The sequence below is a fragment of the Mycobacterium paraintracellulare genome, assembly GCF_000276825.1.
In the GTDB taxonomy this organism is placed as follows: domain Bacteria; phylum Actinomycetota; class Actinomycetes; order Mycobacteriales; family Mycobacteriaceae; genus Mycobacterium; species Mycobacterium intracellulare.
In genome coordinates this window covers 4,725,455-4,738,777 of sequence record NC_016948.1, presented here as the reverse complement: position 1 = coordinate 4,738,777, position 13,323 = coordinate 4,725,455, and the positions used below count along the sequence as shown (strand labels likewise).

The window sequence follows — 13,323 nt, the reverse complement described above, 5'->3', positions numbered from 1 at the left end:
CCGGCTTTCTACGCTGACTGGCATGAACCACAGCATCGACGCGCTCGCGGTCGTGATCACCGGCCTGCTGGTCGGCGTGGAGCTGGCGGTCGCGGTGTTCTTCCACCCGCTCATCGCGCGGCTGCCCGACGACGCCTTCCGTGCGGCCCGCGTCGGCGCCGCCCGATCGCTGGGCACGACGATGCCGTTCTGGTACGCGCTGAGCCTGTTGCTGTTGGTGGCGCTGGCCATCAAGGAGCGGGGCGCGACTGGCCCTACGGGGCCGCCGGCGCCCTGATGGTGTTGGTCGTGCTGCTGACGGTCACGCTGCTGGTGCCGATCAACAACCGCATCGCCAAGTGGCCGGCCGCCGGTGAGCTCTCGCGTGACCTCGCGGCCCGGTGGGATCGGCTGCACCGGCTGCGGGTGGCCCTGCTGCTGGCGGTGTTCGTCCTGCTGACCCTCGGCGTCACCCGCGCGGTCATCTGAGCCGGCGTCCGGGGTCGCCGTTTTGGCTGACCGCGCAGGCCACGCTATTGTGTTAGCCGTTCCACCGAAGACCGTCGGTCACCGAGCAATCGGTCGAAGGTCCGGGAGGTATCCCGGCGGCCCACGCAGGAGGACGAGGCATGACGCCGGCTCGCGCCGGCGTGTTTGTACGCCCCGGCCGTTTCCTGCGCCGGGGCGTTCGTCGTTTTCGGGGGAATCGAGACGACACGTCGCATGACTTCACTTCAGGAGGTAGGCATGGCCAGGGCTGACAAGGCCACCGCCGTTGCGGACATCGCCGAGCAGTTCAAGGAATCGACCGCTGCCCTGGTCACCGAGTACCGCGGCCTGACGGTCGCCAACCTGGCCGAGCTGCGGCGCTCGCTGGGCGCGTCGGCCACGTACTCGGTGGCCAAGAACACGCTGGTCAAGCGGGCCGCGTCGGAAGCCGGGGTCGACGGCCTCGACGAACTCTTCGCCGGCCCGACGGCCATCGCGTTCATCACCGGGGAGCCGGTCGACGCCGCCAAGGCCATCAAGACCTTCGCCAAGGAGCACAAGGCGCTGGTCATCAAGGGTGGCTACATGGACGGCCGCGCGCTGACGGTCGCCGAAGTCGAGCGCATCGCCGACCTCGAGTCGCGCGAGGTGCTGCTGGCCAAGCTGGCCGGCGCGATGAAGGGCAACCTCGCCAAGGCGGCCGGGCTGTTCAACGCCCCGGCGTCGCAGGTCGCCCGGCTCGCGGCCGCGTTGCAAGAGAAGAAGGCCGCAGAGGGACCGGCGGGGCCAGCAGCTTCCGAGGCCGCTGCCGAGCCCGCCGCGGAAGCCGCCCCGGAACCCGCTTCGGAAGCACCCGCCGAGCCTGCGGAAACCCCGGCCGAAGCCGAATAACAACCACCCCGGAACCTGGGAAAAACAAGGAAGGACCCACACCCATGGCAAAGATGTCTACCGACGACCTGCTCGACGCGTTCAAGGAGATGACGCTCCTGGAGCTCTCCGACTTCGTCAAGAAGTTCGAGGAGACCTTCGAGGTCACCGCGGCCGCCCCGGTCGCCGTCGCCGCGGCCGGCCCGGCCGCCGGTGGCGCGCCCGCCGAGGCCGCCGAGGAGCAGTCGGAATTCGACGTGATCCTCGAGTCCGCCGGCGACAAGAAGATCGGCGTCATCAAGGTGGTCCGCGAGATCGTCTCCGGCCTGGGCCTCAAGGAGGCCAAGGACCTGGTCGACGGCGCGCCCAAGCCGCTGCTGGAGAAGGTCGCCAAGGAGGCCGCCGACGAGGCCAAGACCAAGCTCGAGGCCGCCGGCGCCACCGTCACCGTCAAGTAAGTCACTGCGCGCAAGCCCCCGGGATCGAGGTCCCGGGGGCTTCGTGCGCTCAGCGCGCGCCCATCGCCGTCTGCAGCGACTGCGCCACCCGCTCCGGTGAATCACCAAGGGCCACAAGCAGGTTCGACGTCATCGACCCCAGCACCGGGACGACGGCCGAGCTGTCGTCGCCGTAGTAGCCGGCCAGTTCCAGCATGACGAAGCCGTGGATCAACGCCCAGAACTGGGCCGCGGTCGCCACCACGGACGCGTCGTCGACACCGTCTTTCACGGCGCCCGCGGGTTTGATGCGGCCGGCCACCGCGCACCGGTGCACCCCGCGCACCACGTGAGCGAAGCTCGGGTAGTCGCGCTCGATCTCGGCGACCGTCAGCGTCAGGACGTTGTGGGCGGGCGCGTTGATGCCGTGCGCGCTGGTGCTGCCGAACATCAGCCGATACACGTGCGGGCGCTTGATCGCGTAGCGGCGGTAGGCCGCCCCGATCATGAACAGGTCGGCGACCGGGTCGGCGGTGTGCGGCACGGTCAGCGCGGCGTCGAACTGGCGCAGGCCCTCCTCGGCCACCTCGGCGATGAGCCCCCGCATCCCGCCGAAGTGGGTGTAGACCGCCATGGTGGAGGTCCCCGCGGCGCCGGCCACCTTGCGCGTCTGCAGGGCGTCGGGGCCGTGCTCGTCGAGCAGGCCGACCGCCGCGCGCAGCATCTCCTCGCGAACGCTGCGCTGAACGTCTGAAGTCATCGTTGCCATCTTCTCATCGGGGGCGTACGGTGCCAATAACGCTGAAATAACAATGTTATAGGAGCTCAGCCATGGCGACCACGACAACCGCCAAGCCCGGCAACCCCTACCTCGAGGACTTCCTGGCGCCGGTAAGCGCGGAGGTCACCGCCACCGACCTCAAGGTCACCGGACGCATTCCCGAACACCTCGACGGGCGCTACCTGCGCAACGGGCCCAACCCCGTCGCCGAGGTGGACCCCGCCGTCTACCACTGGTTCAGCGGTGACGGCATGGTGCACGGGGTGGCGCTGCAAGGCGGGCAGGCCCGCTGGTATCGCAACCGATGGGTGCGCACCGCCCACGTCTGCACCGCACTCGGCGAGCCGGCGCCCAGCGGGCTGAACCCGCGGGCCGGCATGCTCTCCGTCGGCCCCAACACCAACGTGCTCAGCCACGCCGGCCACACGCTCGCGCTCGTCGAGGGGGGCGGGGCGAACTACCGCCTCACCGACGAGCTGGACACCGAGGGGCCCTGCGACTTCGACGGAACCCTGTTCGGGGGATACACCGCCCATCCGCACGCCGACCCGCGGACCGGCGAATTGCACGCGGTGTCCTACTCGTTCACCCGCGGGCGGACCGTGCAGTACTCGGTCATCGACACCCAGGGCCGGGCGCGGCGCACCGTCGACATCGAGGTGGGCGGGTCGCCGATGATGCACGACTTCTCGCTGACCGACAAGTACGTGGTGATCTACGACCTGCCCGTCACGTTCGACCCCGTTCAGGTGATGCCGGCGAACGTGCCCCGTTGGCTGAGCCTGCCGGCCCGCCTGGTGATGCAGTCGCTCATCGGGCGCGTGCGGCTGCCCAGCCCGATGGCGACGGCGATCAATCGCAACCAGCGGCCGACCAGCCGGATGCCGTACCGGTGGGACGACAACTACCCGGCGCGCATCGGGGTGATGCCCCGAGAGGGCGGAAATCGGGACGTGCGCTGGTTCGACATCGAGCCCTGCTACGTCTACCACCCGCTTAACGCGTACTCCGAGATGCGCGACGGCACAGAGGTTTTGGTGCTCGACGTGGTGCGCTACGCGCGGATGTTCGACCGTGACCTGCGCGGTCCCGGCGACAGCCGGCCGACGCTGGACCGCTGGACCGTCAACCTGGCCACCGGGACGGTGACCAGCGAACGCCGCGACGATCGCCCCCAAGAATTCCCGCGCATCAACGAGACCTTGCTGGGCGGGCCGCACCGGTATGGCTACACCATCGGCACCGAGGGCGGTTACCTGTCCGGCGGGCGATCCGAGATGTCGACCGCCGTGTACAAGCACGACTACGCGACCGGATCCGCCACCGCTGCCGATCTCGATGCGTGCCTTTTGCTCGGCGAGATGTCGTTTGTGCCCAATCCCGCACCGGGCGCCGAGGATGACGGCATCCTCATGGGGTTCGGCTATCACCGCGACCGCGACGAGGGCCAACTGGTCTTGCTGGACGCGCAGACGCTCGAGCACGTCGCCACCGTGCATCTGCCGCAGCGGGTGCCGATGGGATTCCACGGCAACTGGGCGCCGGCTGGCTAACACGTGCGTCAAATAAGTTGCGCCATCGGGGCTTCCGGCTGATCTCGGGACGGCCAATTTTTCCCCGCTGTGTGCCGCAACCCTGATGCCGTGTGGCAGGCGTGCGCTACAGTGACTCATGCCACACAAAAGGGCAGGTGGCAGGCATGAGTGTCGACGGAAGGATTTCCCATGGGCGTCGCAATCGAGGTGAATGGACTCACGAAGTCCTTCGGTTCCTCGAGAATCTGGGAAGACGTGACGCTGGAAATCCCCGCCGGGGAGGTCAGCGTCCTGCTGGGGCCGTCGGGTACCGGCAAATCGGTTTTCCTGAAGTCACTGATCGGTTTGTTGCGCCCCGAGCGCGGCTCGGTCGTCATCGACGGCACCGACATCCTGCAGTGCTCGGCCAAGGAGCTCTACGAGATCCGCACGCTGTTCGGCGTGATGTTCCAGGACGGCGCGCTGTTCGGGTCGATGAACCTCTTCGACAACGCTGCCTTCCCGCTGCGCGAGCACACCAAGAAGAAGGAAGGCGAGATCCGTGACATCGTCATGGAGAAGCTGACCCTGGTCGGCCTCGGCGGCGACGAGAAGAAGTTCCCCGGTGAGATCTCCGGCGGTATGCGCAAGCGCGCCAGCCTGGCCCGCGCCCTGGTGATGGACCCGCAGATCATCCTGTGCGACGAGCCCGACTCCGGTCTGGACCCGGTTCGTACCGCCTACCTGAGCCAGCTGATCCTCGACATCAACGCCCAGATCGACGCCACGGTGCTGATCGTCACGCACAACATCAACATCGCCCGCACGGTGCCGGACAACATGGGCATGCTGTTCCGCCGCAAGCTGGTCATGTTCGGCCCCCGCGAGGTGCTGCTGACCAGTGACGAGCCGGTCGTGCGGCAGTTCCTCAACGGCCGCCGCATCGGGCCGATCGGCATGTCGGAGGAAAAGGACGAAGCGACCATGGCCGAGGAGCAGGCGGCGCTGGACGCCGGACAGCATGCGGGCGGTGTAGAGGAGATCGAGGGCGTGCCGCCGCAGATCGTCGCATCGCCCGGCATGCCGGAACGCAAGGCCGTCGCCCGCCGCCAGGCGCGGGTGCGCGAGATCCTGCACACCCTGCCCAAGACCGCTCAGACCGCCATCCTCGACGACCTCGAAGGCACCCACCGGTACCGCGCACACGAGATCGGCGAATGAGGGGCGCCGGGCCGGCGGGTTCCGTGATAACTCCGCGTAACACTCCCGGCCCGCCCTCTTGACGACGGGCCCTAAACGAGCCAGTCTGTTGGGCAGCATGTACCTGAACAGTCCGAGGGAAGTCGAGATCGCCAGCCAGCGTCGATGTCCCTGGACCCCCAGGGCTGGGAAGTTGAGGAATGCGCCGTCCTGCGCTATTGTTGGACGTTGCGCTGGCTACCTCCTGCCCACCTCACCCGCCACCTGACACCGTGGTCTAAGCCTGAGCCCCCTACGTGGCTTAGTTCTTTAGTTGCGCGCGTGAGATCCGGACAGTTCGTTCGCCGGCCGAACCGACACAATTCGCGGCGAGCTGGCCGGTGGTCCCGGCCTTCGTGAGTCGCACGAGGTGCTGGAAGGATGCATCTTGGCTGATTTCCGCCAGAGCAAGACGGATCGCCCACAAAATTCCTCTAACGGAAGTTCGTCGAACGGCTCCGTGCCCGGAGCGCCCAACCGAGTTTCCTTCGCCAAGCTCCGCGAGCCCCTCGAGGTTCCGGGCCTGCTTGACGTGCAGATCGACTCCTTCGAGTGGTTGATCGGCGCGCCGCGGTGGCGCGAGGCGGCCGCCGCGCGCGGCGACGGCAAGCCGGGGGTCACCCCGGTGGGCGGCCTCGAAGAGGTGCTCTTGGAGCTCTCGCCGATCGAGGACTTCTCCGGCTCGATGTCGCTGTCGTTCTCCGACCCGCGCTTCGACGAGGTCAAGGCGCCGGTCGACGAGTGCAAAGACAAGGACATGACGTACGCGGCCCCGCTGTTCGTCACGGCCGAGTTCATCAACAACAACACCGGCGAGATCAAGAGCCAGACGGTGTTCATGGGTGACTTCCCGATGATGACCGAGAAGGGCACCTTCATCATCAACGGCACCGAGCGCGTCGTGGTCAGCCAGCTGGTCCGCTCGCCCGGTGTGTACTTCGACGAGACCATCGACAAGTCGACCGAGAAGCTGCTGCACAGCGTCAAGGTGATCCCCAGCCGGGGCGCGTGGCTGGAGTTCGACGTCGACAAGCGCGACACCGTCGGCGTGCGCATCGACCGCAAGCGCCGCCAGCCGGTCACCGTGCTGCTCAAGGCGCTGGGCTGGACCAACGAGCAGATCACCGAGCGCTTCGGCTTCTCCGAGATCATGATGTCGACGCTGGAGAAGGACAACACCGCCGGCACCGACGAGGCGCTGCTGGACATCTACCGCAAGCTGCGTCCGGGCGAGCCGCCGACCAAGGAGTCCGCGCAGACCCTGCTGGAGAACCTGTTCTTCAAGGAGAAGCGCTACGACCTGGCGCGTGTCGGCCGCTACAAGGTCAACAAGAAGCTCGGCCTGCACGCGGGCGAGCCGATCACCAGCTCGACGCTGACCGAGGAAGACGTCGTCGCCACCATCGAGTACCTGGTGCGCCTGCACGAGGGCCAGCCCACGATGACCGTCCCCGGCGGCATCGAGGTGCCGGTGGAGACCGACGACATCGACCACTTCGGCAACCGCCGCCTGCGCACCGTGGGTGAGCTGATCCAGAACCAGATCCGGGTCGGCATGTCGCGGATGGAGCGCGTCGTCCGCGAGCGGATGACCACGCAGGACGTCGAGGCCATCACGCCGCAGACCCTGATCAACATCCGGCCGGTCGTCGCCGCGATCAAGGAGTTCTTCGGCACCAGCCAGCTGAGCCAGTTCATGGACCAGAACAACCCGCTGTCCGGTCTGACCCACAAGCGCCGCCTCTCGGCGCTGGGCCCCGGCGGTCTGTCCCGTGAGCGCGCCGGCCTGGAGGTCCGTGACGTCCACCCCTCGCACTACGGCCGGATGTGCCCGATCGAGACCCCGGAGGGTCCCAACATCGGTCTGATCGGCTCGCTGTCGGTGTACGCGCGGGTGAACCCGTTCGGGTTCATCGAGACCCCGTACCGCAAGGTGGTCGACGGTGTGGTCACCGACGAGATCCACTACCTGACCGCCGACGAGGAGGACCGCCACGTCGTAGCGCAGGCCAACTCGCCGATCGACGCCAAGGGCCGGTTCGAGGAGTCGCGCGTCCTGGTCCGCCGGAAGGCGGGCGAGGTCGAGTACGTGCCCTCGTCCGAGGTGGACTACATGGACGTGTCGCCGCGCCAGATGGTGTCGGTGGCCACCGCGATGATCCCGTTCCTCGAGCACGATGACGCCAACCGTGCCCTGATGGGCGCCAACATGCAGCGCCAGGCGGTTCCGCTGGTGCGCAGCGAGGCGCCGCTGGTGGGCACCGGCATGGAGCTGCGCGCGGCGATCGACGCCGGCGACGTCGTCGTCGCGGACAAGGCCGGGGTGATCGAGGAGGTCTCCGCCGACTACATCACCGTGATGGCCGACGACGGCACCCGGCACACCTACCGGATGCGCAAGTTCGAGCGGTCCAACCACGGCACCTGCGCCAACCAGTCGCCGATCGTCGACGCGGGCGACCGCGTCGAGGCCGGCCAGGTGATCGCCGACGGTCCGTGCACCGAGAACGGCGAGATGGCGCTGGGCAAGAACCTGCTCGTGGCGATCATGCCGTGGGAGGGCCACAACTACGAGGACGCGATCATCCTGTCCAACCGTCTGGTTGAGGAGGACGTGCTCACCTCGATCCACATCGAGGAGCACGAGATCGACGCCCGCGACACCAAGCTGGGCGCCGAGGAGATCACCCGGGACATCCCGAACGTCTCCGACGAGGTGCTGGCCGACCTCGACGAGCGCGGCATCGTGCGCATCGGCGCCGAGGTCCGCGACGGCGACATCCTGGTCGGCAAGGTGACCCCGAAGGGTGAGACCGAGCTGACCCCGGAGGAGCGGTTGCTGCGGGCGATCTTCGGCGAGAAGGCCCGCGAGGTCCGCGACACCTCGCTGAAGGTGCCGCACGGTGAGTCCGGCAAGGTCATCGGCATCCGGGTGTTCTCCCGCGAGGACGACGACGAGCTGCCGGCCGGTGTCAACGAGCTGGTCCGCGTCTACGTGGCGCAAAAGCGGAAGATCTCCGACGGCGACAAGCTGGCCGGACGGCACGGCAACAAGGGTGTGATCGGCAAGATCCTGCCCCAGGAGGACATGCCGTTCCTGCCGGACGGCACTCCGGTGGACATCATCCTGAACACCCACGGGGTGCCGCGACGGATGAACATCGGCCAGATCCTGGAGACCCACCTCGGGTGGGTCGCCAAGTCCGGCTGGAACATCGAGGGCTCACCCGATTGGGCGGTGAACCTGCCCGAGGAGCTGCGGCACGCGCAGCCGGACCAGATCGTGTCGACGCCGGTGTTCGACGGCGCCAAGGAGGAGGAGCTTGCGGGCATGCTGTCCTGCACGCTGCCCAACCGCGACGGCGAGGTCATGGTGGACGGCGACGGCAAGTCGGTGCTGTTCGACGGCCGCAGCGGCGAGCCGTTCCCGTACCCGGTGACCGTCGGCTACATGTACATCATGAAGCTGCACCACCTGGTGGACGACAAGATCCACGCCCGCTCCACCGGCCCGTACTCGATGATCACCCAGCAGCCGCTGGGCGGTAAGGCGCAGTTCGGTGGCCAGCGCTTCGGTGAGATGGAGTGCTGGGCGATGCAGGCCTACGGCGCGGCGTACACGCTGCAGGAGCTGTTGACCATCAAGTCCGACGACACCGTCGGCCGGGTCAAGGTGTACGAGGCGATCGTCAAGGGCGAGAACATCCCGGAGCCGGGTATCCCCGAGTCCTTCAAGGTGTTGCTCAAGGAACTGCAGTCGCTGTGCCTCAATGTCGAGGTGCTGTCCTCGGACGGCGCGGCGATCGAGTTGCGCGAAGGCGAGGACGAGGACCTCGAACGGGCCGCGGCGAACCTGGGAATCAACTTGTCCCGCAACGAATCCGCGTCCGTTGAGGACCTCGCCTAACAAACGTTTTCAGTTACTAAACCCGCAAGGGGAAAGGGAGTTACGTGCTCGACGTCAACTTCTTCGATGAACTCCGGATCGGTCTGGCCACCGCGGAGGACATCAGGCAATGGTCTTACGGCGAGGTCAAGAAGCCGGAGACGATCAACTACCGCACGCTGAAGCCAGAGAAGGACGGCCTGTTCTGCGAGAAGATCTTCGGACCGACTCGCGACTGGGAGTGCTACTGCGGCAAGTACAAGCGCGTCCGCTTCAAGGGCATCATCTGTGAGCGCTGTGGCGTCGAGGTGACCCGCGCCAAGGTGCGTCGCGAGCGGATGGGCCACATCGAACTGGCCGCGCCCGTCACGCACATCTGGTACTTCAAGGGCGTGCCGTCGCGGCTGGGGTACCTGCTCGACCTGGCGCCGAAAGATCTCGAGAAGATCATCTACTTCGCCGCCTACGTCATCACCTCGGTCGACGAGGAGATGCGCCACAACGAGCTCTCGACGCTCGAGGCCGAAATGATGGTGGAGCGCAAGGCCATCGAGGACCAGCGCGACGCCGACCTGGAGGCCCGCGCCCAGAAGCTCGAGGCCGACCTGGCCGAGCTGGAGGCCGAGGGCGCCAAGGCCGACGCGCGCCGCAAGGTCCGCGACGGCGGCGAGCGCGAGATGCGTCAGCTGCGCGACCGGGCCCAGCGTGAGCTGGACCGGCTCGAGGAGATCTGGACGACCTTCACCAAGCTGGCTCCCAAGCAGCTGATCGTCGACGAGAACCTCTACCGCGAGCTGATCGACCGCTTCGGTGAGTACTTCACCGGCGCCATGGGCGCGGAGTCGATCCAGAAGCTGATCGAGAACTTCGACATCGACGCCGAGGCCGAGATCCTGCGCGACGTCATCCGGAACGGCAAGGGGCAGAAGAAACTTCGCGCCCTGAAGCGGCTCAAGGTGGTCGCCGCCTTCCAGCAGTCGGGCAACTCGCCGATGGGCATGGTGCTCGACGCCGTCCCGGTGATCCCGCCGGAACTGCGCCCGATGGTCCAGCTCGACGGTGGCCGGTTCGCCACCAGCGACCTCAACGACCTGTACCGCCGGGTGATCAACCGGAACAACCGCCTCAAGAGGCTGATCGACCTCGGCGCGCCCGAGATCATCGTCAACAACGAGAAGCGGATGTTGCAGGAGTCCGTGGACGCGTTGTTCGACAACGGCCGTCGCGGCCGCCCGGTCACCGGACCCGGTAACCGCCCGCTGAAGTCGCTGTCCGATCTGCTCAAGGGTAAGCAGGGCCGGTTCCGTCAGAACCTGCTCGGCAAGCGTGTCGACTACTCGGGCCGCAGCGTCATCGTGGTCGGCCCGCAGCTCAAGCTGCACCAGTGCGGTCTGCCCAAGCTGATGGCGCTGGAGCTGTTCAAGCCGTTCGTGATGAAGCGGCTGGTCGACCTCAACCACGCGCAGAACATCAAGAGCGCCAAGCGCATGGTGGAGCGCCAGCGTCCCCAGGTGTGGGATGTCCTCGAAGAGGTCATCGCCGAGCACCCGGTGCTGCTGAACCGCGCGCCCACCCTGCACCGGCTGGGTATCCAGGCCTTCGAGCCGATGCTGGTGGAAGGCAAGGCAATTCAGCTGCACCCGCTGGTGTGTGAGGCGTTCAACGCCGACTTCGACGGTGACCAGATGGCGGTGCACCTGCCGCTGTCCGCCGAGGCGCAGGCCGAGGCCCGCATCCTGATGCTGTCCTCGAACAACATCCTGTCGCCCGCGTCGGGCCGTCCGCTGGCCATGCCGCGTCTGGACATGGTGACCGGGCTGTACTACCTGACCACCGAGGTCGACGCCGCCTTGGGCGAATTCAAGCCCGCCGCCAAGGACGAGCCCGAGGTCGGGGTGTACTCCTCACCGGCCGAGGCGATCATGGCGTCCGACCGTGGCGTGCTGTCGGTGCGGGCCAAGATCAAGGTGCGGCTGACCCAGCTGCGCCCGCCCGCCGAGATCGAGGCCGAGCTGTTCGGCGCCAACGGCTGGCAGCCGGGGGACGCCTGGATGGCCGAGACCACGCTGGGCCGGGTGCTGTTCAACGAGCTGCTGCCGGTGGGCTATCCGTTCGTGAACAAGCAGATGCACAAGAAGGTGCAGGCAGCCATCATCAACGACCTGGCCGAGCGCTACCCGATGATCGTGGTCGCGCAGACCGTCGACAAGCTCAAGGACGCCGGTTTCTACTGGGCGACCCGCAGCGGTGTCACCGTGTCGATGGCCGACGTGCTCGTGCCGCCGCGCAAGAAGGAGATCCTCGACCAGTACGAGGAGCGGGCGGAAAAGGTCGAAAAGCAGTTCCAGCGTGGCGCTTTGAACCACGACGAGCGCAACGAGGCGCTGGTGGAGATCTGGAAGGAAGCCACCGACGAGGTCGGTCAGGCGCTGCGTGAGCACTACCCGGCCGACAACCCGATCATCACGATCGTCGACTCGGGTGCCACGGGTAACTTCACCCAGACCCGGACGCTGGCCGGCATGAAGGGTCTGGTGACCAACCCCAAGGGTGAGTTCATCCCGCGTCCGGTCAAGTCGTCGTTCCGCGAGGGCCTGACCGTGCTGGAGTACTTCATCAACACCCACGGCGCCCGAAAGGGCCTGGCGGACACCGCGTTGCGTACCGCCGACTCCGGGTACCTGACCCGTCGTCTGGTGGACGTGAGCCAGGACGTCATCGTCCGCGAGCACGACTGCGAGACCGAGCGGGGCATCGTCGTCGAGCTGGCCGAGCGTCAGCCCGACGGCACCCTGATCCGCGACCCGTACATCGAAACCTCGGCGTACGCACGGACTTTGGGCACCGACGCGGTCGACGAGGCCGGCAAGGTCGTCGTCGCTCGCGGCGAGGACCTGGGTGACCCGGAGATCGAGGCGCTGCTGGCGGCCGGCATCACGCAGGTCAAGGTGCGCTCGGTGCTGACGTGCACCACCGGCACCGGGGTGTGCGCGACCTGTTACGGGCGGTCCATGGCCACCGGAAAGCTGGTCGACATCGGCGAGGCCGTCGGTATCGTCGCGGCCCAGTCCATCGGTGAGCCCGGTACGCAGCTGACCATGCGGACGTTCCACCAGGGTGGTGTCGGTGAGGACATCACCGGCGGTCTGCCCCGGGTCCAGGAGCTGTTCGAGGCCCGCATCCCGCGCGGCAAGGCGCCGATCGCCGACGTCACCGGGCGGGTCCGCCTCGAGGAGGGCGAGCGCTTCTACAAGATCACCATCGTTCCCGACGACGGGAGCGAGGAGGTCGTGTACGACAAGCTCTCCAAGCGGCAGCGGCTGCGCGTGTTCAAGCACGAAGACGGTTCCGAGCGGGTGCTCTCCGACAACGACCACGTCGAGGTGGGCCAGCAGCTGATGGAAGGCTCGGCCGACCCGCACGAGGTGCTGCGCGTGCAGGGCCCCCGCGAGGTGCAGATCCACCTGGTCCGCGAGGTCCAGGAGGTCTACCGCGCGCAGGGTGTGTCGATCCACGACAAGCACATCGAGGTGATCGTTCGCCAGATGCTGCGCCGCGTCACCATCATCGACTCGGGCTCGACGGAGTTTTTGCCCGGCTCGCTGATCGACCGCGCGGAGTTCGAGGCGGAGAACCGCCGGGTGGTGGCCGAGGGCGGCGAGCCCGCCGCCGGCCGTCCGGTGCTGATGGGTATCACGAAGGCGAGCCTCGCCACCGACTCGTGGCTGAGCGCGGCGTCGTTCCAGGAGACCACGCGAGTGCTGACCGATGCGGCGATCAACTGCCGCAGCGACAAGCTCAACGGTCTGAAGGAGAACGTGATCATCGGAAAGCTGATCCCGGCCGGTACCGGCATCAACCGCTACCGCAACATCCAGGTGCAGCCGACCGAGGAGGCCCGGGCCGCCGCGTACACGATCCCGTCCTACGAGGATCAGTACTACAGCCCGGACTTCGGCCAGGCCACCGGCGCCGCGGTTCCGTTGGACGACTACGGCTACAGCGACTACCGGTAGTTTCTGCGACAACGACAAAGCCCCGGGTTTCGCCCGGGGCTTTGTCGTTGCGTGGGACGCCGAGCCGGTCGGGTGTGCGGCCAGCCGCACGTTCGGACTCGGGTGTGCGGCC

7 protein-coding genes and 1 pseudogene are annotated in these 13,323 nt (G+C 67.3%); 7 read left to right on the top strand and 1 reads right to left on the bottom strand.

Annotated features, from left to right (window positions below; genetic code table 11):
• Window positions 1-22: 22 nt before the first annotated feature.
• The 3 genes and pseudogenes from OCQ_RS22005 to rplL all read left to right on the top strand — a co-directional run bounded on the left by OCQ_RS22005 (window position 23) and on the right by rplL (window position 1,796).
• A pseudogene (locus OCQ_RS22005) lies at window positions 23-468 on the top strand (anthrone oxygenase family protein).
• Between the two features lie 258 nt (window positions 469-726).
• Window positions 727-1,359, top strand: a complete 633-nt coding sequence (gene rplJ, locus OCQ_RS22000; protein WP_014381143.1) for a 50S ribosomal protein L10 — start codon at window positions 727-729, stop codon at window positions 1,357-1,359.
• A 44-nt stretch (window positions 1,360-1,403) separates the two neighbouring features.
• Window positions 1,404-1,796, top strand: a complete 393-nt coding sequence (gene rplL, locus OCQ_RS21995; protein WP_008260886.1) for a 50S ribosomal protein L7/L12 — start codon at window positions 1,404-1,406, stop codon at window positions 1,794-1,796.
• A gap of 49 nt (window positions 1,797-1,845) precedes the next feature.
• On the opposite strand, the gene OCQ_RS21990 is transcribed toward rplL, so the two are convergent.
• Window positions 1,846-2,535, bottom strand: coding sequence for a TetR/AcrR family transcriptional regulator (locus OCQ_RS21990; RefSeq protein WP_014383309.1), 690 nt, complete (start codon window positions 2,533-2,535; stop codon window positions 1,846-1,848).
• Between the two features lie 71 nt (window positions 2,536-2,606).
• Between OCQ_RS21990 and OCQ_RS21985 the strand changes: the two genes are divergently transcribed.
• The 4 genes from OCQ_RS21985 to OCQ_RS21970 all read left to right on the top strand — a co-directional run bounded on the left by OCQ_RS21985 (window position 2,607) and on the right by OCQ_RS21970 (window position 13,211).
• Window positions 2,607-4,109, top strand: coding sequence for a carotenoid oxygenase family protein (locus OCQ_RS21985; protein WP_014381141.1), 1,503 nt, complete (start codon window positions 2,607-2,609; stop codon window positions 4,107-4,109).
• A gap of 171 nt (window positions 4,110-4,280) precedes the next feature.
• Window positions 4,281-5,291 carry an ABC transporter ATP-binding protein gene (locus OCQ_RS21980; protein ID WP_008260873.1) on the top strand — a complete coding sequence of 337 codons (1,011 nt, stop codon included), beginning with the start codon at window positions 4,281-4,283 and terminating at the stop codon, window positions 5,289-5,291.
• A gap of 406 nt (window positions 5,292-5,697) precedes the next feature.
• Window positions 5,698-9,216: a DNA-directed RNA polymerase subunit beta gene (gene rpoB, locus OCQ_RS21975; RefSeq protein WP_085977595.1), complete on the top strand. Its 3,519-nt coding sequence runs from the start codon at window positions 5,698-5,700 to the stop codon at window positions 9,214-9,216.
• Between the two features lie 44 nt (window positions 9,217-9,260).
• Entirely contained in the window at window positions 9,261-13,211 is a 3,951-nt protein-coding gene (locus tag OCQ_RS21970; protein ID WP_009957074.1) for a DNA-directed RNA polymerase subunit beta', read from the top strand.
• Window positions 13,212-13,323 lie beyond the last annotated feature (112 nt).